At 67.8% G+C, this 21,533-nt stretch carries 24 protein-coding genes; 16 read left to right on the top strand and 8 right to left on the bottom strand.

The genetic code is table 11. From position 1 onward, the window contains the following. Window positions 1-310: 310 nt before the first annotated feature. Window positions 311-721: a DUF3151 domain-containing protein gene (locus AB0M24_RS27900; protein ID WP_090046054.1), complete on the bottom strand. Its 411-nt coding sequence runs from the start codon at window positions 719-721 to the stop codon at window positions 311-313. A 282-nt stretch (window positions 722-1,003) separates the two neighbouring features. Between AB0M24_RS27900 and AB0M24_RS27905 the strand changes: the two genes are divergently transcribed. Further along, a complete protein-coding gene (locus AB0M24_RS27905; protein WP_363774015.1) occupies window positions 1,004-2,119 on the top strand; it encodes a hypothetical protein in 1,116 nt (371 codons plus the stop codon). Here AB0M24_RS27905 and AB0M24_RS27910 read toward each other — a convergent pair. Next, on the bottom strand, window positions 2,084-2,470 hold the full coding sequence (locus AB0M24_RS27910) for a helix-turn-helix domain-containing protein (protein ID WP_363774018.1): 387 nt from the start codon (window positions 2,468-2,470) through the stop codon (window positions 2,084-2,086). The genes AB0M24_RS27905 and AB0M24_RS27910 overlap by 36 nt on opposite strands. 85 nt (window positions 2,471-2,555) lie before the next feature. Between AB0M24_RS27910 and AB0M24_RS27915 the strand changes: the two genes are divergently transcribed. Continuing rightward, window positions 2,556-3,395 carry an NAD(P)H-binding protein gene (locus AB0M24_RS27915; protein ID WP_363774021.1) on the top strand — a complete coding sequence of 280 codons (840 nt, stop codon included), beginning with the start codon at window positions 2,556-2,558 and terminating at the stop codon, window positions 3,393-3,395. A 45-nt stretch (window positions 3,396-3,440) separates the two neighbouring features. On the opposite strand, the gene fbaA is transcribed toward AB0M24_RS27915, so the two are convergent. Beyond that, a complete protein-coding gene (gene fbaA, locus AB0M24_RS27920) occupies window positions 3,441-4,475 on the bottom strand; it encodes a class II fructose-bisphosphate aldolase (protein ID WP_363774024.1) in 1,035 nt (344 codons plus the stop codon). Window positions 4,476-4,633: 158 nt separating this feature from the next. Here fbaA and AB0M24_RS27925 point away from each other — a divergent pair, with 158 nt between their 5' ends. Then, complete coding sequence (locus AB0M24_RS27925; RefSeq protein WP_363774027.1) at window positions 4,634-4,918, top strand: DUF427 domain-containing protein; 285 nt, start codon at window positions 4,634-4,636, stop codon at window positions 4,916-4,918. Here AB0M24_RS27925 and AB0M24_RS27930 read toward each other — a convergent pair. Beyond that, window positions 4,908-5,705, bottom strand: a complete 798-nt coding sequence (locus tag AB0M24_RS27930) for an LLM class F420-dependent oxidoreductase (RefSeq protein ID WP_363774030.1) — start codon at window positions 5,703-5,705, stop codon at window positions 4,908-4,910. The two genes, AB0M24_RS27925 and AB0M24_RS27930, sit on opposite strands and share 11 nt — an antisense overlap. A 31-nt stretch (window positions 5,706-5,736) precedes the next feature. Here AB0M24_RS27930 and AB0M24_RS27935 point away from each other — a divergent pair, with 31 nt between their 5' ends. Continuing rightward, the gene (locus AB0M24_RS27935) at window positions 5,737-6,663 is read left to right on the top strand and encodes an aldo/keto reductase (RefSeq protein ID WP_363774033.1); all 927 of its coding nucleotides are present in this window, start codon (window positions 5,737-5,739) and stop codon (window positions 6,661-6,663) included. Window positions 6,664-6,707: 44 nt separating this feature from the next. Continuing rightward, entirely contained in the window at window positions 6,708-7,559 is an 852-nt protein-coding gene (locus tag AB0M24_RS27940) for an SDR family oxidoreductase (RefSeq protein WP_363774036.1), read from the top strand. Here AB0M24_RS27940 and AB0M24_RS27945 read toward each other — a convergent pair. Beyond that, a complete protein-coding gene (locus AB0M24_RS27945) occupies window positions 7,549-7,833 on the bottom strand; it encodes a YciI family protein (protein WP_363774039.1) in 285 nt (94 codons plus the stop codon). The two genes, AB0M24_RS27940 and AB0M24_RS27945, sit on opposite strands and share 11 nt — an antisense overlap. Before the next feature lie 67 nt (window positions 7,834-7,900). On the opposite strand from AB0M24_RS27945, the gene AB0M24_RS27950 reads away from it, so the two are divergent. From AB0M24_RS27950 to AB0M24_RS27995, 10 genes are all read left to right on the top strand, one after another. After that, window positions 7,901-8,437 (top strand): SigE family RNA polymerase sigma factor, encoded by a 537-nt coding sequence (locus AB0M24_RS27950; protein ID WP_363774540.1) that lies wholly within the window; start codon window positions 7,901-7,903, stop codon window positions 8,435-8,437. A gap of 140 nt (window positions 8,438-8,577) precedes the next feature. Continuing rightward, a complete protein-coding gene (locus tag AB0M24_RS27955; protein ID WP_363774042.1) occupies window positions 8,578-9,489 on the top strand; it encodes an ROK family protein in 912 nt (303 codons plus the stop codon). Further along, window positions 9,486-10,637 carry an N-acetylglucosamine-6-phosphate deacetylase gene (nagA, locus tag AB0M24_RS27960; RefSeq protein WP_363774045.1) on the top strand — a complete coding sequence of 384 codons (1,152 nt, stop codon included), beginning with the start codon at window positions 9,486-9,488 and terminating at the stop codon, window positions 10,635-10,637. Before AB0M24_RS27955 ends, nagA begins: the two co-directional genes overlap by 4 nt. Before the next feature lie 4 nt (window positions 10,638-10,641). Continuing rightward, window positions 10,642-10,836: a hypothetical protein gene (locus AB0M24_RS27965; protein ID WP_363774048.1), complete on the top strand. Its 195-nt coding sequence runs from the start codon at window positions 10,642-10,644 to the stop codon at window positions 10,834-10,836. Window positions 10,837-10,904: 68 nt separating this feature from the next. Beyond that, on the top strand, window positions 10,905-11,579 hold the full coding sequence (locus AB0M24_RS27970) for a VTT domain-containing protein (RefSeq protein ID WP_363774543.1): 675 nt from the start codon (window positions 10,905-10,907) through the stop codon (window positions 11,577-11,579). A gap of 79 nt (window positions 11,580-11,658) precedes the next feature. Continuing rightward, window positions 11,659-12,945, top strand: a complete 1,287-nt coding sequence (locus tag AB0M24_RS27975; RefSeq protein ID WP_363774051.1) for an FAD-dependent monooxygenase — start codon at window positions 11,659-11,661, stop codon at window positions 12,943-12,945. Next, the gene (locus AB0M24_RS27980; protein WP_363774054.1) at window positions 12,888-13,457 is read left to right on the top strand and encodes a TetR/AcrR family transcriptional regulator; all 570 of its coding nucleotides are present in this window, start codon (window positions 12,888-12,890) and stop codon (window positions 13,455-13,457) included. Before AB0M24_RS27975 ends, AB0M24_RS27980 begins: the two co-directional genes overlap by 58 nt. A 33-nt stretch (window positions 13,458-13,490) precedes the next feature. Then, the gene (locus AB0M24_RS27985; protein ID WP_363774057.1) at window positions 13,491-14,636 is read left to right on the top strand and encodes a glycosyl hydrolase family 18 protein; all 1,146 of its coding nucleotides are present in this window, start codon (window positions 13,491-13,493) and stop codon (window positions 14,634-14,636) included. Between the two features lie 44 nt (window positions 14,637-14,680). Beyond that, window positions 14,681-16,108, top strand: a complete 1,428-nt coding sequence (locus AB0M24_RS27990) for an amidohydrolase family protein (protein ID WP_363774060.1) — start codon at window positions 14,681-14,683, stop codon at window positions 16,106-16,108. Between the two features lie 57 nt (window positions 16,109-16,165). Then, window positions 16,166-17,875, top strand: coding sequence for a hypothetical protein (locus AB0M24_RS27995; RefSeq protein ID WP_363774063.1), 1,710 nt, complete (start codon window positions 16,166-16,168; stop codon window positions 17,873-17,875). Here AB0M24_RS27995 and AB0M24_RS28000 read toward each other — a convergent pair. Then, complete coding sequence (locus AB0M24_RS28000) at window positions 17,872-19,254, bottom strand: FAD-linked oxidase C-terminal domain-containing protein (protein WP_363774065.1); 1,383 nt, start codon at window positions 19,252-19,254, stop codon at window positions 17,872-17,874. The two genes, AB0M24_RS27995 and AB0M24_RS28000, sit on opposite strands and share 4 nt — an antisense overlap. A 150-nt stretch (window positions 19,255-19,404) precedes the next feature. On the opposite strand from AB0M24_RS28000, the gene AB0M24_RS28005 reads away from it, so the two are divergent. After that, window positions 19,405-20,073 (top strand): DedA family protein, encoded by a 669-nt coding sequence (locus AB0M24_RS28005; protein ID WP_363774068.1) that lies wholly within the window; start codon window positions 19,405-19,407, stop codon window positions 20,071-20,073. On the opposite strand, the gene AB0M24_RS28010 is transcribed toward AB0M24_RS28005, so the two are convergent. Together AB0M24_RS28010 and AB0M24_RS28015 are read right to left on the bottom strand one after the other, a co-directional pair. After that, window positions 20,070-20,705 (bottom strand): nucleoside/nucleotide kinase family protein, encoded by a 636-nt coding sequence (locus AB0M24_RS28010; protein ID WP_109629547.1) that lies wholly within the window; start codon window positions 20,703-20,705, stop codon window positions 20,070-20,072. The two genes, AB0M24_RS28005 and AB0M24_RS28010, sit on opposite strands and share 4 nt — an antisense overlap. Beyond that, complete coding sequence (locus AB0M24_RS28015) at window positions 20,669-21,514, bottom strand: PfkB family carbohydrate kinase (RefSeq protein WP_363774072.1); 846 nt, start codon at window positions 21,512-21,514, stop codon at window positions 20,669-20,671. Before AB0M24_RS28015 ends, AB0M24_RS28010 begins: the two co-directional genes overlap by 37 nt. Window positions 21,515-21,533 lie beyond the last annotated feature (19 nt).

Here is a 21,533-nt window from a genome sequence, read left to right on the forward strand (position 1 = left end):
TTTTCTGGGGGGTGCTTTTCCTTTTTGGTTGGTGGGCCGCGCCTGGTCTGGGGTGTCAACTCGACACGCTTTTCGTCGAGTTGACACCCCTGACCTGGTGTGGCTCGCTCGGACGCGACTCGTGACGGGACCCACCCCACCACCGCAACCAACAACGCAACAGCAAGCCGCCCAAAGCAACAGGCGTGCCATCAACCCGCGTATGGCGCTGGTGGGTCTTTGATCAGATTGGCGGGGTCTGGGGCGGAGCCCCAGAAAGCACCAGGAACAGACCTAAGCAACAGCACCACCTACGGACACAACCCAAGCGTCAGACCAGCCCCAACGCAGCCGGAGCCTTGGGGTCAGAATCGGCGAGGAAGGTGGAGCACCGCTCCCACTCCTCATCCTCCCCAATCTCCCGAGCAGCACGGGCAAGCGCGGCAAGCGCCCGCAAAAACCCCTGGTTCGGCCGGTGATCCCAAGGCACAGGCCCAAACCCCTTCCACCCAGACCGACGCAGTTGGTCCAGCCCACGGTGGTACCCAGTACGCGCATACGCGTAAGCAGCCACAGGATCGCCGGCGTGCAACGCCCGCTCAGCCAACAAGGCCCAAGCCTCAGAAAAGTCCGGATAAGCCCGGACGATCTTGCCGGGGTCGGTGCCACCGTCCGCGGCGGCCTGCGCCTCAGGGCGGTCGGGAAGACGGGTCGGCTCGGGCCCGAGGAGGTTCTCAACCATGCGGCCCATCGTGCCGCACGAACACGTGTCAGGAGACGAAGACCCTCACGACAGCACGTCTCAGGAGATGAAGACCCGCATGACAGCGGCCACAACGGCGAGCATGAGGGCGGTCACGAGCACTCCGGCGATGATCTTCTGGTTCATGTCCCGGCATGGTTCCGCGCTAGCCGGGTCAGATCAACGCCGTTCACCTGATCGTGCACACGAATTGGAAACATCAGGGTAAAACCAGGGTGGTTGTGACTTCCTGAACGCCGGTGATCCGCTCATGATGTTCGGATGATTCAGGGGGTAAAGCAGTTCCGCGACCAGTACTGGGAGCGGGGCACACCAGGCAGGACCACACCGGCGACGCTCACCAAGCAGCTCTACCAGCTGTGGCTGGTGGGCCTGCTGCTCAAGCTGCTGGGCTCGTCGTGGGACGTCTCGTGGCACTTCAAGTGGCTGCGCGACGACCTGGCGCCGCCCCACCTGATCAACACCGTCGGCACGGTGATCGTGGTCGGCCTCACGTTGTTCCACACCTTCACCGGCTACGGCGTGGACAAGCTGACGCTGCGGCTGATGCAGATCGGCTGCGGGATCTTCCTGGTCGCGTTGCCGATCGACGTGATCAACCACCGCATCAACGGCCTCGACATCACGTCGTGGTCCGGCTCGCACGCCCTGCTCTACCTGGGCACGGCGGTGATGCTGGCCGGTGCGATCCGCGGCTGGATGAAGTACTTCCCGGCCGGCAACGCCAGGACGTTCGGGCTCGTCGCGCTGTGGTTCTTCTTCCTGGAGAACGTCTGGTTCCCCAACCAGCACCAGGAGTACGGCGTGCGCGCGCTGCAGGCCTACGACAGCGGTAGGCCCGAGGCCGAGCCGATCCTGTTGCAGTTCGCCGCGGACCAGATGGGCATCTCGGTCGGGCGCGAGGCCGTCGTGCACTTCGCGTTGCCGATCGCGGACTGGGTCTACCCCGTGTGGGGTCTGGTCGCGGCCGCGATCGTGCTGGTGATCGCGCGCAGGACGATCGACCGTCCGTGGGCGGCTACGGCCGTCGTGGGCGGCTATGTGGCGTACCGGTGCCTGATCTGGCCGTTGCTCGCGGGGATCGACTTCCCGAAGTCCGCGGTGCCGTTGTTCCTGATCTTCGTCGGGCTCGCGATCGACGCGGCGCACGTGATCAAGATGCCGACGCCCGCCGCGGCCGTGCTGGGCTCCGCGACCGTCACGACGGTCGGTTACGTCGGCATCTGGTTCCAGCAGGAGTACCTGTGGGGGCCGCCGATCTCGTTCTCGTCGGCGGCGGTCACGGCGGTGCTGCTGGCCGTGCTGTGGACGGTCGGGGACATGGTGATCCACCGGCCGGAGCTACAGGTGATCGCCTCGCGGCTCAAGCTCGGCTGACAGCTTCCGGGTGATCCGCCCGAAGAGGTCCGCGAGCGGCTCGCCGACGTCCCGCCCGAACTCGGTCAACCCGTAGGTGACCTGGGGCGGGGTCGTCGGCTCCACGCGCCGCCAGATCAGGCCGTCCTCGACGAGGCCGCGCAACGTCTGGGAGAGCATCTTCTCGCTGATGCCCCGGATGCTCTCGCGCAGCTCGAAGAACCTCAGATCGTTGGTCTGCAGCGAGATCAGCACCCAGATGCCCCACCGGCTGGTGACGTGGTCGACCATCTCGCGCGCCGGGCAGTCGGTGTGAAACACCTCATACCGCTCGGTCGTCTCGTTGCGCGTGAACTGAACTCCGACCGCCATGTCTGGAGCTTACCCAGAGGTACGTCCTTACGAAAAGTAAGCCTGGTTCCTAGCGTCGTGTCCGACATCGACGAAGGAGCTGGAAATGATCGTGGTTACTGGGGCGACCGGGAACGTCGGAAGGCCTCTCACGCAGGCATTGGTCGAGGCGGGCGAGCAGGTGACGACCGTGTCGCGGCACGCGGCCGAGGTGCCGGAGGGTGTGCGGCACGTGGTGGCCGATCTCGCGGACCCGGCGAGTCTCGAACCGGTGCTGGGTGGGGCGAAGGCTTTGTTCCTGCTGCTGTCCGGCGACCTGCACGCCGTCGGGGCCGACCCGGCCGACGTCATCGGCCGGGCGGTGGCGAGCGGCGTGCGCCGAGTCGTCCTGTTGTCGTCGCTGGGAGTGGCGACCAGGCCGTTCGGTCCGACGCGGATCGCGTTGCGGGAGCTGGAGGACGTGCTGCGCGAGTCCGGTGCGGACTGGGCGATCCTGCGGCCGGGCGGGTTCATGTCCAACGCGCTGTGGTGGGCCGAGTCCGTTCGCGCCCAACGGGTCGTCGCGGCACCGTTCGGCGACGTCGGCGTGCCGATCATCGACCCCGCGGACATCGCCGAGGTCGCGGCCGCCTGCCTGCTGGACGACCGGCACACCGGTGGCGTGTACGAGCTGACCGGCCAGGAGGTGGTCACGCCGAGGCAGCAGGCGGAGGCCCTCGCACGAGCATTGGGCGAGGACGTGAGGTTCCACGAGCTGACTCGGGCGGAAGCTCACGCCGGGATGACGCAGCTGATGCCGGGCGAGCTCGCCGACGACACGCTCGACATCCTCGGCGCACCAACGGAAGCCGAGCTGCGCGTCAGCCCGGACGTGCAGAAGATCCTCGGCCGTGCCCCGCGCACGTTCGCCGACTGGGCCGCGCGCAACGTCGCCGCGTTCCGATGAGAAAGGCCCCGGCGGATCACCGCCGGGGCCCTCTCACAGCACGTGTCAGCCCGCGATCATGCGGCCCGACGACTTGAGGTGCTCGCACGCCTGCGCGATGCGGGCGCCCATGGCCGTCTCGGCGGCCTTGAGGTAGCTGCGCGGGTCGTAGGTCTTCTTGTTGCCGACCTCGCCGTCGATCTTCAGCACGCCGTCGTAGTTCGCGAACATGTGCGCCGCGATCGGACGGGTGAAGGCGTACTGCGTGTCCGTGTCGATGTTCATCTTGATGACGCCGTACGACACGGCTTCGTGGATCTCCTCGAGCAGCGAGCCGGAGCCGCCGTGGAAGACGAGGTCGAACGGCTTCGAGCCGGCCGGGAGGCCCAGCTTCTCGGCCGCCACGTCCTGACCCTGCTTGAGGATCTCCGGACGCAGCTTGACGTTGCCCGGCTTGTACACGCCGTGCACGTTGCCGAACGTCGCGGCGAGCAGGTAACGACCCTTCTCACCGGCGCCGATCGCCTCGATCGTCTTGAGGTAGTCCTCGGGCGTCGTGTAGAGCTTGTCGTTGATCTCGTTGTCGACGCCGTCCTCCTCGCCACCGACGACACCGACCTCGATCTCGAGGACGATCTTCGCCTTGGCGGAGAGGTCGAGCAGCTCGCTCGCGATCTGGAGGTTCTCCTCCAGCGGCACGGCCGAGCCGTCCCACATGTGCGACTGGAAGAGCGGGTTGCCGCCCTTGTCCACCCGCTCCTGGCTGATCGCGATCAGCGGACGCACGTACCCGTCGAGCTTGTCCTTCGGGCAGTGGTCGGTGTGCAGCGCGATGTTCACCGGGTACTTGGCCGCGACGACGTGCGCGAACTCCGCGAGCGCCACAGCGCCGGTCACCATGTCCTTGACCTTGGTGCCCGAGGCGAACTCGGCACCACCGGTCGAGATCTGGATGATGCCGTCGCTCTCGGCTTCGGCGAATCCGCGCAGAGCCGCGTTGAGAGTCTCCGACGAGGTGACGTTGATCGCGGGGTAGGCGAACTCGTTCGCCTTGGCCCGGTCAAGCATCTCCGCGTAGACCTCGGGAGTTGCGATGGGCATCGGTGGTCCTCCTCAGGTGCCCTGAACGCCGTGTCGTCCGCATCCTACGAGGACGTGTCACGGGGCCAACGCGGCGGCCAGCCGTTCGTAAATGATCGATCAAGTACCACTTGACCAGCCGGTCTCCGTTACTCGCCGGTACAGGCATAGTGGATGACATGGCAACCGCTCAGTGGAACGGCAAGGTCATCGCTTCTTCCGACGACACCGTGGTCGTCGAAGGCAACCACTACTTCCCGTTGGAGTCCGTGGACGAGTCGGTGCTCAAGCCGTCCGAACACACCTCCTTCTGCCCGTGGAAGGGCACCGCGAACTACTACTCGTTGCAGGTCAACGGCTCGGAGAACGCCAACGCGGCCTGGTACTACGCCGAGCCGAAAGAAGCGGCGGCGCAGATCAAGGACCGCGTGGCGTTCTGGAAGGGCGTCGAGATCACGCCTTGAGCCGGAGTGCGCCGGCCAGTTCGGCGTAGTGGCCGTTCAACGACTGGATCGCCACGTGATCGGCACCCGCGTCCAGGTGTGCCCGCAGTTTCGCGGCCACCTGGTCCGGCGTGCCCCACGCCACGAGCGCGTCGATCAGCCGGTCGGAACCGGGCGCGGTGATCTCGTCGGCCGAGAAGCCCCAGCGCTGCCAGCTGTTCGTGTAGTTGGTGAGCGAGAAGTAGTACGACAGCTGTTCACGGGCGATGGCCCGCGCGGTCTGCGGGTCCTCCTCGACGACCACGGTCACCTCGGGGGCCAGCAGCTTGTCGCCGAGCACCTTGCGCGCCTCTGCCGTGTGCTCGACCGGCACGAGGTACGGGTGCGCGCCTGCCGTGCGGTCCGCGGCGAGCTTGAGCACCTTCGGGCCGAGCGCGGCGAGCAGCAGCCGGTCCTGGGGCACGTCCAAGCGGTCCAGGTAGGACACGAGCTTGTCGTACGGCTTCTCGTAGGCCTGGTCGATCTGCTTGTGGCCGATGCCGACGCCGAGCACGAACCTGTCGCTGGCCAGCCTCGCGACCTCGGCCGACACGACCGCGGGATCGGTCTGCCAGACGTTGGTGATGCCGGTCGCGATGGTGATCGACCTCGTGGCGTTCAACGCCCGCTCGACCAGCGCCATCTCCGGTGAGCTGCCGATCCAGAACGTGCCGAAGCCCAGTTCCTCGATCTCCGCGATCTCGTCGATCCTGTCGGCCCACTGGTAGTGCGAGCCCCACACGCCGAACGTTCCCAGGAAGTCGCTCATACCTCTCGGCAACACGGACTACCGTCTCGTTATGCCGATCTTGAGCACCACTGGTTTGAACGTGTCCCGACTTTGCCTGGGTGGCAACGTCTTCGGCTGGACGGCCGACGAGGACACCTCGTTCGCAGTGCTCGACGCCTACACCGAGGCGGGCGGGAACTTCCTCGACACCGCGGACGTCTACTCCGCCTGGGCCGAGGGCAACTCCGGCGGCGAGTCGGAGACGATCATCGGCAGGTGGCTGGCCAAACGCAGCGACCGCGACCAGATCGTGGTCGCGACCAAGGTCGGCATGCTCGCCGGGTTCAACAACCAGAAGCGCGACACGGTCCTGAGCAGCGCCGATCGCTCGTTGAAGCGGCTCGGCGTCGACCACATCGACCTCTACTACAACCACCTGGACGACCCGAACACGCCGCTCGAGGAGACGCTGGCCGCGTACGACCAGCTCGTGCGCGACGGCAAGGTCCGCTACATCGCGGCGTCCAACTTCTCCGCCGAGCGCCTCCGGCAGGCCCTGGAGATCCAGGAACGCGAGGGCTTCGCGAAGTTCGTGGCGCTGCAGCCCGAGTACAACCTGGTCAGCCGCGACAAGTTCGAGGGCGATCTGCAGGACGTGGTCGCGACGAACGGGCTCGCCGCGGTGCCGTACTTCGGCCTGGCCAGGGGCTTCCTGACGGGCAAGTACCGCCCTGGTGTCGAGGTCCAGAGCCCGCGAGCCGGTGCGGCCTCGAAGCACCTCGACGAGCACGGCCTGCAGGTGCTGGAGGTGCTCGACGAACTGGCCGAGACGCACGAGACCACGGTGGCCGCGGTCGCGCTGGCGTGGCTCGCCCAGCAGCCGACGGTGGCCGCGCCGATCGCGTCCGCCCGCACGTTGGAGCAGCTCAGCGACCTGCTGCCGCTGCTCACGCTCGAACTGTCGCAGGCAGAGGTGGACCGCCTGAGCGCAATTTAACTTGCCAGTAGCTTACTGGGAGTAGGTTGCGTTACCGTGACGGCATGGACGTCACGGGCAAGGTGGTACTGATCACCGGCGCGGCCAGGGGCATCGGCGCCGAGGTGGCGAGGCAACTGGCCGCGCGCGGGGCTCGTCTCGCGCTCGTCGGGCTCGAGAAGGACCTGCTCGAAGAGGTCGCGCGGCAGACCGGCGGCAAGGCGTGGGAAGCCGATGTCACGGACTGGGACGTGCTCGAACGCGTGATGAACGAGGCCGCCGAGCACTTCGGCGCCATCGACGTCGTCATCGCGAACGCGGGCATCGCGGCCACCGGCTTCGTGCGCTCGATGGACCCGAAGGCGTTCGAACGGGTCATCGAGGTCAACCTGCTCGGCGTGTGGCGCACGGTTCGCACGGCACTGCCGCATCTGATCAAAAGCCGCGGCTACTGCCTGGTCGTGTCGTCGCTGGCCGCGATCGTGCACATCCCCGGCAACGCGGCCTACTCGGCGGCGAAGGCGGGCTGCGAGGCGTTCGCGGACAGCCTGCGCGCGGAGGTCAGGCACCTCGGCGTCGACGTCGGCACCGCGTACTTCTCGTGGATCTCCACGGACATGGTCAACAGCGCCGACGAACACCCGGTCTTCGGCAAGCTGCGCAAGGGCATGCCGGGCGTCGCCGGCAAGAAGTACCCGGTCCGCAACGTGGGCAGGGCCGTGGTCAGGGGCGTCGAGAAACGAGCGAAGGCGGTCCACGTCCCCGGCTGGGTCGGCGCGTTGAAGTACTTCCGCGCGTTCACGCCGATGGTCGTGGACCGCCAGGCGGTCGAAGAGGTGGCCGACGCCGACCGGCAGATGGCTGCCAGCGACACGTCAGGCCTGGTCGGACCAGGTGGTCAAGCCGCTAGTCGGTGAGCCACGAGCCCAGTACGACGTTCCAGACGCGGATCTCCCACTTCACGATGACGTTGGCGGGCGTGTACGGGTCGGCGGAGATGATCTCCTTCAACGTCGCCTCGTCGGCGGCGTCGTAGATGATCAACGCGCCGGTGTCGTCCGCGTACGGACCTGCGGCGAGGACGACGCCCTTCTCTGCGAGAGAGGCGATGTACTCGCGGTGTGCGGGGCGCACCGCGAGGCGCTTCTCCCGATCGGGACCGAAGACCAATTCGACTGCAAAGCGGGCCATGCCACCACCGTAGTGAAGCCGACCGGTACCGTCCTACCTTGTGGTTGGCGACGAAACCCCGCGCACCGTGCAGGACACCCTGACCAACCTGCGGATCCAGGACGGCGTCGCAGGACCACCCACAGGGCCCCTCACGCTCGAAGACCTGTACAAGCAGCACCGCATGCGCCTCATCAGGCTCGCGCTGCTGCTGGTGGACGAGCCGTCCACGGCCGAGGACGTGGTGCAGGAGGCCTTCACGGGCCTGCACCGCAACTGGAAGGGCCTGCGGGACTCCCAGGCTGCCGTGGGCTACCTCCGCACAGCCGTGGTCAACGGCTCGCGCAGCGTGCTGCGCCGGCGCAAGACCGCGCGCGACTACACCCCGCCGCACGTGGCGAACGCGCGGTCGGCCGAGTCGCTCGCGATGCTGACGGCCGAGCACCAGGCGGTCGTCAAGGCGCTGCAGCAGCTGCCGCCGCGTCAGCGCGAGGTTCTCGTGCTGCGCTACTACGGCGACCTGTCGGAGGCCGAGATCGCCGAGGCGACCGGCATCTCGAAGGGCACCGTGAAGTCGACGGCGTCCCGCGCTCTGGACGCCCTGCAGAAGATCATGGCGGGCTAAACCAGATCGTTAGCAACGTTCAAGTTTTCCCCAGTTGAGCCGTTTTGCCCGGTGAGAGCGGTTTCAGCTCGTAAGACCACACCCCCAAATCGGTACTTGGTATAGACCAATAGGGCTCCGATGCCGCAGGATCAGTCCTCGTGGCACGCAGACACGTGGTCGCCGTAGACATCGGTGGCACCGAAACCAAGGCGGCGCTGGTCTCCGGCACCTCGGACGCGGTGGCGGCGCAGAAGCACGCCCGTCGCGCGACTCCGGCCGAGCTGGAGCCGCTCCTCGCCGTGATCGCCGAGCTCGTCGACGAGCTCCGGCACGCCTCCGAGCACGAGATCGACGCCGTGGGAGTCGTGGCGCCGGGCATCGTGGACGAGGCCAACGGCGTCGGCGTGTACACGACCAACCTGCCGTGGAGCCAGTTCCCGTTCAGCTCGGTCCTCACGGAACGGCTGGGCGTGCCTGTCGCGTTCGGACACGACGTCCGGGCCGCCGGGCTCGCCGAGTGCCGCATGGGTGCCGCGAAGGACCTGCGCAACGCGGTGATCATGCCGATCGGCACCGGGATCGCCGGCGCGCTGCTGCTCGACGGGAAGATCTTCAGCGGCGACGGCTACGCGGGTGAGATCGGACATGTGAACGTCGGCCACGGCGTGCCTTGCGCGTGTGGCCAGATCGGCTGCGTGGAGACAGTGGCGTCCTCCGCGGCGATCGCCCGCCGGTACACCGCACATACCGGCACCCCCGTCAACGGCGCCGCTGAAGTCGCACGCAGGGTGTCCGACGGGGAGCAGGACGCCATCGCCGTGTGGCACGAGGCCGTGGACGCGCTCGCCAGGGGGATCCTGGTGCTGGCGACGCTGCTCGGTCCTGAGGCCGTTGTGCTCGGCGGTGGGCTCGCGCTCGCAGGAGACCTGCTGGTGGAGCCGTTGCGGGAAAGGCTGGACGGGCTGATCGCCTTCCAGCGCCGACCGGAGCTGCGGCTCGCGGCGCTCGGCGACGAGGCGGGCTTCCTCGGCGCGGCGCTGCTGGCCATCGACATGCTGGAGGCGTCATGAGCACGTGGGGTGGACCTGTCGACGTGACCCTGACCAATGGTCGGGTCGTCACGCCGGACAGGGTGCTCGAGAACGGGTGGGTGAGCGTCCGGGACGGCCGGATCGCCGCGGTCGGTGAGGGCGCCGCGCCCGACGGACCGACCACGGACGTCGGCGGCGGTGTGATCGTGCCGGGCTTCGTGGACATCCACTGCCACGGCGGCGGCGGTGACGCGTTCACCAGCAGCGACCCGGTGAAGGTGCGCAAGGCCGCGTCCGCGCACCGCAGGCACGGCACGACGACGTTGCTGGCCTCGCTGGTCTCCCGCCCGGTGCCGGAGCTGGCCGACCAGGTGTCCGCGCTGGCCGAGCTGGTCCAGGAGGGTGTCGTCGCCGGCATCCACCTCGAAGGGCCGTTCCTCTCAGCTGCTCGTTGCGGTGCGCACGACCCAGCGATCCTGTGCCCGCCGGAGCAGACCGCGGTGACGAAGCTGCTCGACGCGGGCAAGGGCACGGTCCGGATGATCACCATCGCGCCCGAGCTGGAAGGCGCGGTCCAGGCCGTCCGCCAGCTCGTCGACTCGGGCGTCATCGCCGCCATCGGCCACACCGACGCGACCGAGGCGCAGGTCCGCCCGGCCGTCGACGCGGGCGCCTCGGTGGCGACGCACCTGTTCAACGGCATGCGGCCGCTGCACCACCGCGAGCCCGGCCCGATCGGCGCGCTGCTGGACGACGACCGCGTCACCGTCGAGCTCATCTGCGACCTCGTGCACCTGCACCCGACCGCCGTCCGCCTCGCCGCGCACCACGCGGGCCTTCGCAGGACCGTCCTCATCACCGACGCCATCGCGGCCGCGGGTGTGGGCGACGGCGTGTACGACGTCGGCGGGCTCGAAGTGCGGGTCGTCGACGGCGTGCCAACGTTGGCAGGCGGCGCGGCGCTGGCCGGCAGCACGCTGACCATGGACATGGCTTTCCGCAACGCCGTCAACTCCTGCGGACTGTCGCTCGTGGAGGCCGCGTACGCCAGCTCGACCCGCGGCGCGGAGCTGCTCGGGCTCGACACGGGCAAGCTCGAAGCGGGCCTCGCGGCGGACATCGTGGTGCTCGATGCAGAATTGAAGCCGAGGGACGTGATGAGCAAGGGCGAGTGGGTCAAGGAATAGGTGGATGGCGGACGATCCGGAACGGCTGGTGACCGACGCGTTGCGCGCGCAAGCGACCAGCACGAATGCCGGATTTGCCGTACACGTCCCGGTTCCTGACGAGCGCCCGGCACCCATGTCCGCGTGGCTGGTGCTGGGCCTCGCCCTGCTGTTGGGCCTGGCAGCGGGCACGGTGGCCGCAGTGATCACGCTCAGCTGACCTGTACCTTGGTTGCCGTGACGATTGCATTGGGCCCTGACTGGCTGGACCCCGAAAAACTGCTGACGATGCTCGGCCCGTGGATGCTCGTCGGGCTGTGCTTGATCGTCTTCGCCGAGTGCGGGCTCCTCGTCGGGTTCTTCCTGCCGGGCGACTCGCTGCTGTTCACGGCGGGTCTCTTCGTCGCGGCAGGTCACATCTCGACGCCGCTCTGGCTCGTCTGCGTGTTGCTGACGGTGTGCGCGTTCGTCGGCAACGTCTGTGGTTACTACATAGGCCAGAAGGCCGGTCCGGCACTGTTCAACAAGCCGGAGTCGAAGATCTTCAAGAAGGAGTACGTCGACAAGACGCAGGAGTTCTTCGACAAGTACGGCCCGCGCGCCATCGTCCTCGCGCGGTTCGTGCCGATCGTCCGCACGTTCATCACCGCGATGGCCGGCGTCGGGCGCATGGACCCGAAGAAGTACTTCACCTACTCCGCGATCGGCGGCGTGGCGTGGGCGGCGGGTCTGACGATCCTGGGCTACTTCCTCGGCCAGGTGGAGTTCATCCGCAAGAACCTCGAGCTCACGCTCATCGCCATCGTGCTGCTCTCGGTCGTGCCGATCATCTTCGAGGTGATCAAGGCGCGCAAGGAGAAGAAGGCGCTGCTGCAGGCCGAGGCGGACGACATCACCAAGGTCATGGACACCCAGGTCCACCAGGACGACTCGACGCAGATCATCCCGCGCGTCGAACGCTGAGTCGCAGCTCAGGCCCGTCTGTTCCGACAGGCGGGCCTTTTGCTGGCCTAGTTTGAATACAGGGCTGTACTGTATTCATATGGTCATCATTGCGGGGGCGGGTCCGACCGGCTTGGCGCTGGCGTGCGGACTCCGGCAGTACGGGGTGGATGTTCGGGTCGTGGACGCGGCGGACAGGCCGGCCACGACGTCACGGGCGCTGGGCGTGCAGCCACGCGGCGCCGAGGTGCTCTACCGGCTGGGCGCGCTGGGCGACCTGCCCGACAAGGCGATCCGGCTGGACGCGTTGCGGCTCAACGGCGTGCAGCGGCTCGACCTGAGGCCGATGGCGGGCGCGGGGGCGTTGATCGCGTCGCAGACCTGGGTCGAGGCGCGGCTGCGCGACCGGCTCTCGGCGCTGGGGGTCGAGGTCGAGTGGGGGACGCCGATCTCGGAGGTCCCGGTGTCGGACGACGACTGGCTGGTCGGCTGCGACGGCGCGCACTCGGCCGTGCGGAAGATGGCCGGGATCTCGTTCGACGGCGAGGCGGTGATGGAGAACTTCCTGCTGCGCGACGTGCACGCGCGGTGGGACCTCGACCGGTCGTCGGTGCACATCTACATCAACGACGGCGGGCTGACGGCGATCTTCCCGTTGCCCGGCGACGACCTGTGGCGGGTCATGTCACCGGACGGCCGCTGGGCACCCGGCGAGATCGACGCGGTCGACTGGGAGTCGACGTTCCGGATCCACAAGCGGCTCGCGTCGACCTACCGGCGTGGCAACGTGTTCCTGGCGGGCGACGCCGCGCACATCCACAGCCCGTTGGGCGGGCAGGGCATGAACACGGGACTCGGCGACGCGGAGAACCTCGCGTGGAAGCTCGCGTTGGTCGTGCAGGGCAGGGCTTCCGAGAAGCTGCTCGACACCTACGAGGCGGAACGGCGCCCGATCGCCGCGGCCGTGCTCGGCTCGACCACGCCGGCGACCAGGATCTCGATGGGATCCGGGCGCGTCCAGCGGCTGCTGCGCGACCTGGTGGTGTTCCCGGCGCTGAGCCTGCCGCCGGTCCAGCGGCTGATCATCGGGTTCGCGTCGCAGCTGGGCGTGAAGTACTCGGGTCCGCTCGCGGTCGGCAAGCACGGCGGTGAACGCATGCCGGCGTTCGCGCGCACCGGCAAGTGGGTGCTCGCGGGTCCGTCGACGTGTCTGGAGGTGGCGCGGGACCGGCTCGGGGACGTCGTGCACCATGAACGCGCCGGTGACACGCTGCTGGTGCGCCCCGACGGACACATGGCGTGGCGTGGCCCCTCTGAAAGGTTCTCTGCGTGGCTGAACGAAGTGCTGGGCGTCCCCGAGACCCCGAGGCTGACAACGCGATCCTGACGGCGGCGTTCGAGCTGTTCCTGGAGCGCGGTCTCGACGGCACCTCGATCGAGCAGGTGGCCCGTCGCGCGGGAGTGACTCGCGCGACGGTCTACCGCCGGTTCGCCACGAAGGAAGACCTGCTGTTCAGCGTGATCGAGCTGCCGCGCGACGTCGCGGCGCTCGATCCGGAACGCATGGCGGTGTCGTCGGAGCAGGAGATCATCTCCAGCTGGGCGGCTCTGATGTCGACCAGCCAGGCGGTGCAGCTGATGCGCCGGATCGTGGGGGCTTCGGCGGACAACTTCCCGTTGATGCAGCGGTACTGGGAACTCTTCATCGCGCCGCGGCGCACCGTGCTGATGGACCGGCTGCGTTCCGGTTTTCCACCCGGTACCGACATGAACGTGGTGCTGGACCTGGCCGGAGGTGCACTTTTCTACCGCTCGCTGGTCCATCCGACGCAACTTCCGCTGGCAGAACTGGAGACCTACCTCCACAAGGTGTTGCACCAGATCGGATATCGCCCTTAGGTTTTCAGTGGTCTGAACCACTGGAGGCTCGCGATGTCGTTGTTCCGCAAGGGATTGGCGGTCGCACTGGCCGCCGTTTCCGTCTCACTTGGCGTCGGTGCCGCCGACGCCGCGCCGTCGAAGAAGATCGTCGGCGCCTACTACGGCAACTGGTACAGCGGCTCGAAGCCGATCTCGTCGATTCCTTCCAACACGCCGATCACGCACCTGTTCTACGCGTTCGCCCTGATCAAGGACGGCAAGTGCGTGATGGAGGCCGAGACAGCGGCTCGCGACTTCGCCGACATCCGGGACCTGAAGAAACGCAAGCCGTCGCTGAAGGCCCTGATCTCGCTCGGTGGCTGGGGTGCCGGCGGTTTCTCGGACGCCGCTCTCACTTCGGCGTCACGCAAGACGCTCGTTCAGTCCTGTGTGGACCTGTTCTTCTCCGACGGCACGTTCGACGGCATCGACCTCGACTGGGAGTTCCCGGTGTACGGCGGTCCGACCGAGATCAAGGACCGGCCGGAAGATCGTCGGAACATGACGTTGCTGACGAAGGACTTCCGGCGCGCGCTCGGGAAGAAGCTGGTCACCGCGGCGCTGCCCACCGGTCGCCTGCAGACCGACGGCTCGTACGACCCGGCGAAGTCGTTCGAGCTGCGCGAGCTGTCGCAGATCATGGACTTCATCAACGTCATGACCTACGACATGGGCACCGGTTTCTCGCCCGTGGCCACGTTCAACGCGGGTTTCCGAGAGGTCGCGCAGGACCCGATGCCCGCCGCCGACCGCAAGTGGAACAACGTCGTCGGCGCCATCAACTACTACGAGATGCACGGCGTCTCCCCGCGCAAGATGGTGCTCGGCACCCCGTTCTACGGCCGCGGCTTCAACGTGAAGACCGAGGGCCCGCAGCACGGCCTCTACCAGCCCTACGACAGCGCGTTCTGGGTCGACGGCTACGAGGACGCCTTGAAGCTCAAGGCGACCCCGGGCTGGAAGGAGTACTGGCACCCGGTCGCGCAGTCGCCGTGGCTCTACAACGCGGCCGAGAAGAAGTTCGTCTCCTACGAGAACCCGCGGTCGATCGGGATCCGCGCGGACTTCGCTCGCTCGCGCGGGCTGCTCGGCACGTTCATGTGGGAGCTGGGGTCCGACGACGCCCAGTACTCGCTGCTCAAGGCGATGTCCCGCTAAAGAGGTTTGAGTCTGACGTAACGTCAAGGTGTTGGTTGAACGGCATGACCACCACTCGACGTGAAGTACTGGGCTGGCTGGCAGGGCTCGGTGCGGCAGCAGTGCTCGCACCGAGCCAGGCCAACGCCTCCGTCGGCGTCACCGCACTGCGAGGCGTCACGCTGATCGACTCGGCGGGCACGCGCCCGAACGCGACCATCGTGCTGGCGGACAACAGGATTCTCGCGGTCGGCTCGTGCGACCTGCCGTTGCCGCGCGGGTCCACGGTGCTGGACCTGGCCGGCAAGTTCGTCATCCCCGGCCTCTGGGACATGCACGTCCACGGCGCGTTCATGGACCGCATCACGTTGCCGCTGTGCCTGGTCAACGGCGTGACAGGCATCCGCGAGATGTGGGGCTTCCCGCCGATTTACGCGCTGCGGGACCGCATCGAGCGCGGCGAGGTGTTCGGGCCGCAGCTGATCGTCGGCAGCACGATCATCGACGGCCCGCACTCGACGTTGCCGGGCGCGCAGATCGTTGCCACGCCGGAGGAAGGCCGCCAGGCCGTGCGGGACGCCAAGACCCAGGGCGCGGACTTCGTGAAGGTCTACTCGTACCTGGACCGGCCCACACTCGCGGCCATCGCGGACGAGTGCGCGCGCCAGAACCTCACGTTCGCCGGACACTGCTCGGACCACGTGGCGATGGGCGACGCGAGCTCGCTCGGCCAGCGCACGTTCGAGCACATGTACGGCCTCCCGCTCGCCACGAGCACGCACGAAACCCAACTGCGGCAAGCGATCGCGGACCTTCCACTCGACCCCGCCAACTCGTTCGCGTGGTTCAAGCAGGTGCTGGAGCTCGAACGCCGGGCCACGCTGTCGCACAGCCGGAGCAAGGCGGTGAGGCTCGCGAACCTGCTGCGGCGCAACGGATCCGCTTTGTGCCCGACGATGGTCACGATGCGGGTGTTGTCCAGCCCCGCGGACCGGTACGCCAACGACCCGCGGATGAAGTACATGCCGGCGTTCTACCGAGACCTGTGGCGCGACAGCCTGAAGAACTGGGCTCCCGTGACACCGCAGGAGATCCGCGACCAGGCCGAGTTCTTCCAGCGTCGCCAGGAACAGGTCGCCGAGATGCACGACCACGGCGTCGAGATCCTGGTCGGCACGGACGCGGGCAACCCGTACTCGTTCTCGGGTTTCTCGGTGCACGACGAACTCGAACTGCTCGTCGAAGCGGGTCTGTCGCCCAAAGCCGCACTCAACGCGGGCACGCGCAGCGCCAAGCTCCAGCCTGGCGAGGCGGCGAACCTCGTCGTGCTCGACGGCAACCCGCTCAAGGACATCCGCAACACCCAGCGGATCCACGCCGTGCTGACCCGCGGCCGGGTGCTCGGCGCAGCGGAACGAGCGGCCATGCTGAAGGAAGTGGAGAAAGCCTCTCAGGAACCGCTTTTTCCCGCTGTGCGCACGGCCTGTTGCTGAGTATTGTCTGCCCGGAGTTCCGGCTGGGGGCCGGGACATCGTCTGGGGGACAACCGAATGAGACGCACGTTCAGTGCACTGCTGATCGCTGCCGGGGTCATGGCGCTCGCCGTGACCCCGGCGACGGCAGAGGGTCAGCACATGACCCGCGACCTGACGCTTTCCGGCGTGGGCTACACCGACATCCGGGAACCGTCCAAAACCCTGACCGGCAAGGACATGCCGGTCGGCGCCTGGCTGGACGAGCAGCAGGGGTACCACGTCTCGAAGGCCTACTTCACCATCGATCTGAAGCCGTTGCGAGGCGTGCGCCTGTTCAACGTCTACGCGTACGCCTACGAGTCGGCGGTGACCGACTGCACCAAGCCGCGCACGACCGAGCTGTGGCACACCAAGCTCACCGAGCAGCCGACGTGGTTGCGCGCACCCAGGGAACTGACCCGTCAGGAAGGCACCGCCGGCACCGGCTGCCGCACCAACCTGCGCTGGGACCTCACCGACACCGCCGCGAAGGAGATCGCCGCAGGTGCCGAGAAGGCCACGTTCGCGCTGCGGCTGCCCGTGGACACGTACACCAACGTCGAGCACGGCCGTCGCATCGCGGGCCTTCAGGTGGAAGCCCGCTACAACACGGCGCCGAGCGCGGCGACCGATCCGCAGACCAACGGCAAGCCGTGCGACGGAACGGATCACTTCGTCGGCAAGGCGCCCGCCCTGTTCGCGAAGGTCACCGACGCGGATCCGGTGCCGGGCTTCCAGATCCGGTACGTGGTGACCGACGTCGCCGACCCGGCCAAGCGTCACGAGGGTGTCGTCAGCTCGTTCACGGGCAGCCCGTACACCTACCTTCCCGACAGCTTCCTCGAGCACGGCCACACCTACTCGTGGACCGCCCAGGGTGAGGACGGGTTCGACAAGGGCGAGGCCAGCCCGCCGTGCCGGTTCACCGCGGATCTGGTCGCACCCGCCAACGCGCCGACCATCGCGTCGAAGAACTTCACCCCGAACGGCCCGACCACGGGTGTGGGCATGCCGGGTGAGTTCACCTTCGACGCCAACGGTGACGAGGACGTCGTCGGGTTCCGGTACCGCCTGCGCGACGACGCGATGCACGAGGTGGCTGCCGACCGTCCTGGCGGCAAGGCGACAGCAACCGTGCGCGTACCGATCTCGGGTGACAACAGGATCGAGGCGTACGCGGTCGACCGGGTCGGCCACGGCTCCCCGTTCAGCACCTACGCGTTCAAGGTGCGCTACAACGGCCCGAGCGTGCACGCGCCCGAAGAAGCACAGCTGGGATCGACGATCGAGGTCTCGATGAGCTCGGCCGAGCCGAACATCACCGAGTTCGTCTACCAGGCCACCAGCAACGGCCCCGAGCTCACCGTCCCGGCGGTGTCCGGCGCGGCGAAGGTGTCGGTCCGGGTCACCAGCGCGCACTCGACCAGCGTCCGGGTGTGGGCCAAGACCGCGGCCGGCGATCGCACCGCGTCGAGCGGCAGCTTCACCCGCACCGCCGACTCCACGCCGACGATCACGCGTGACGGCGACCTGTACACGTTCGCGCCGGGCATGCCGGGCGTCGTCGAGTACGTCTACAGCGTCAACTCGGGGCCGGACCAGGTCATCGCCGCCGGACCGGACGGCAGGGTGACACTGCCGCTCGACCTCGGGGACGTCGAGTTCCCGCCCCCGAGCGTGGAGGTGCGGTCACGGACCGCGGACGGGTTGGTCTCGCGGATGGCGACGTACTACAAGGAAAGCTAGAGGCTGAACATCGAGCCGGGGTTGAACAGGTTCTCCGGGTCCAGCGCGCGTTTGATGTCGCGGTGGACCCGGAGGCCGACCGGCCCGATCTCCTTCGCCAGCCACTCGCGCTTGATCTTGCCGATGCCGTGTTCACCGGTCACCGTGCCGCCCAAGGACAACCCCACGGCGAGGATGTCGTCGAATGCCTTCTGCGCGCGGGCGAACTCGTCCTCGGAGGCGGGGTTGTAGACGATCGTCGGGTGCATGTTGCCGTCGCCAGCGTGGCCGACGACGGCGATCTTGAGGCCGACCTCCTTCGAGATGTCCTCGCAGCCCTGGATCAGCTCGGCGATGCGGGTGCGCGGCACACACACGTCGTCAGTCAGCCACGAGCCGTAGACCTCCAACGCCGTGAGCACCGCCCGTCGCGCCGTCAGCAGGTCGCGGCCCTCGTTGATGTCGTGGGTGGCGTAGACGAGGTCGGCTTCGAGGCAGATCTCCTCGATCTTCTGCAGCTCGTGCCGCGCCTGCTCGCCGCCCGCGTCGGACTGGCAGATCAGCAGCGCGGCGCAGCCGGGACCGGCGCCGAGCTCAGTCTTCAGGTACTGCTCGACGGCCTCGATCGAGGTCCTGTCCATGATCTCCATCAACGACGGCACCAGGCCCTCGCGGACGATCCTGCTCACCGCGGCGCCGGCCGTGGCGGTGCTGATGAAGGCGGCGACCAACGTCGCGGGAGCCTGCGGGAGCGGTTTCAAAGCCAGCGTGGCCTTGGTGATCACGCCCAGCGTGCCCTCGGAGCCGATGAAGAGCTTCGTGAGGTCGTAGCCCGCGACGCCCTTGACCGTGCGGCGACCGGTCTTGAGCACCTCGCCGTCGGCCAGCACGACCTCCAGGCCCAGCACGGAGTCGGTGGTCACGCCGTACTTCACGCAGCACAGGCCACCGGCGTTGGTGGAGAGGTTGCCGCCGATCGTGCACCAGTCGTAGCTGCTCGGGTCCGGTGGGTAGAACAGGCCGTTCTTCTCCACGGCACCGCGCAGGTCGAGGTTCACGACGCCCGGCTCGACGACGGCCAGGCGGTTGTCCGCGTCGATCTCGACGATGGCGTCCATCTTGGTCGTGACCAGGACGACGCAGCCCTCGATGGCGTTCGCCGCGCCGGAGAGGCCGCTGCCGGCGCCACGCGGAACGATGGGGACTCTCGCACGCGCACAAGCACGGACAACTGCCTGCACCTGCTCGGTGTTCAGCGGGAACACCACCGCCAACGGGCTGCCGTGCGGCGCCAACGGCATCATGTCGCGCTGGTAACTCGCGGTGACATCGGCATCGGTCAGGACACCGCCATCACCCACAGCGGTCCGGAGTTCGGCGAGCAAGGTCTCCATAGTCACCACGCTAGTCCGATTCGACTGGTTCACTCGAAGGTGATCTCAACGAAGAGGAGTTCACGTGGTGACCGAGCGTGCTCAATCAAGATTTCGTCATCCCGTTAGACCGATGTCGCCGTGCCGCCGGCGCACCACGACGTAGGCTGGCAAACCGTGGCGCATGCTTTCGCCTCGCTGGAGACCGCGGGTCCGGTGGCCGTGTGGGTCATCGTGCTGAGCTTCATCTTCGTCGAGTGCGCATTCATCTTCGGGCTGTTCCTGCCCGGTGACTCGCTGCTGTTCGCCGCCGGAGTCGTGCTGGCGACGCACAACAGCGAGCTTTCCGCGTGGGCGCTGTCCCTCGCGGCGCTGATCGTGGCCGTCGTCGGCAACCAGGTCGGGTACTTCATCGGCAGGGGCACCGGCACGCGCGTGCTCGCTCGCAAGGGCGGCAAGGTGCTGAACCGGCGCAACCTGAAGCGCGCCGGCGACTTCCTCGACCGCCGCGGGTTCTGGGCGGTCGTGCTCGCCCGCTGGCTGCCGTGGATCCGCACGCTGGCTCCGATGATCGCCGGTGCCGCGCGGATGGACCTCCGCCGCTTCACCCTGGCCACCACCCTCGGTGCCATCGCGTGGGTGCCGACGCTGGTGCTCGCCGGCTACTACGGCGCGGGCATCCTGCAGGAGCTGCCGTGGCTCGAGACGGCCGCGCTGGTCGTCAGCATCGCGTTCTTCCTCGGCGGCACCGGGTGGGGCATCTGGCGCTACCGGCAGGAGATGCGCAAGCCGATCGACGAGACCAGCGACGACCTCGCCCACGTCAGCGAGCACCACGCAAGCTAGAGCACCTCGGTGATCAGCAGGTCCGCTGAGCCCTTCGACGAGTTCACCATCAGCGCGTTGACGTGGTCGGTGCCGTGGAGCACGCGTTCCTCGGCCTCGGACAGGGTTCGCCCGTAGCGCAGGTGGCGGTCGATCAGCCGCTGCACGCGCACGTCCTCGTCGATGAACAGGAACCACGCCTCGTCCAGGATGATCCGGACGCGCTTCCACTTGTCGTAGTTGAGCAGCAGGTAGTTGCCCTCGGTCACGACGAGCGGGACGTCCGGGTGCACCGGCACCGCGCACGCGATCGGCTCCTCGATCTCGCGGCGGAACTCCGGCGCGTAGATCATGTCCGGCCCGCAGGCCTTGATCCGGCCCAGCAGGTCCACGTAACCGGGGATGTCGAACGTGTCCGGCGCGCCCTTGCGCTCGACCAGCCGCAGCCGTTCCAGCTCGCTCTGCGCGAGGTGGAAGCCGTCCATCTCGACGAGCACCGCCTGGCCGTCGAGCGCCTCGACGATCCGGCGCGCGAGTGTCGACTTGCCGGAACCTGGTGCCCCGCCGATGCCGAGGATCTTCCGTTCCCCGAGGTCGGTGAGCGCGCGAGCGCGCTCTAGCAGCTCTTCGAACCTGACCTGCTGTCCTGCCACCGTGCCAGCCTCTCAACCCAGTCCCCGACCGCACCGACCCGGACGGCCGCCGCCTCCGACGCGAAGCCGATGGCGGCCACCGGGTCCGCACCTGACGCCAGCGCGTAGGCGTACGCGCCGTGCCAGACGTCGCCGGCACCATTCGTGTCCTTCACCTCCGCCACCGGCACGGGCACCTCGCCGGACGAGCCGTTCCGCGACCAGGTCACCGGCATCGCACCCTGCGTGCGAATGACCAGCGGCACTCCGTACGAGTGCACCTCGGCCTCGGACCGCTCGAACCCCGAACTGCAGGCAGCCACGTCCACCAGCGGCAACAGGTGATCGAGGACAGGTTTCCAGCTCCCGGCGTCCAACACCACAGGCAATCCGAGAGCTTTCGCCTGCTGGGCGACGGGGATCACCAGGCCTTCGTGGTGTCCGTCCAAGAGCACCACGTCGACACCGGACAGAAGATCGGACAGATCGGGCGCGACGACGGGCACGGACGCGTTGCGGGAAACTACAGTGCGCTCCCCATCAGCGTCTCTGACGACGACCATGCTCACGGGCGTCGTTCCGGCCACGGCGGTGACGTGGACCGGGTCCAAGGAGGCCCGCACAAATTCACCCAGTGCGTCGGCACCCAGTGCGGTGAGCAGTGACGACTTTCCGCCGAGTGCCGCGACGGCACGGGCCGCGTTGGCCGCAGGACCGCCGGGCGAGAGCTCCGCGCCGAGCGAACGGATCTTCTGGCCGGGTTCCGGGAAGTCGTCCACCCGTTGAGTCACGTCGAGAGTTGTGAGCCCGACACACAGCACGGCTGCCATCTGGGCTTCCTCCAAACGG

Source organism: Lentzea sp. NPDC051838 (genome assembly GCF_040681245.1).
Lineage (GTDB): Bacteria > Actinomycetota > Actinomycetes > Mycobacteriales > Pseudonocardiaceae > Lentzea.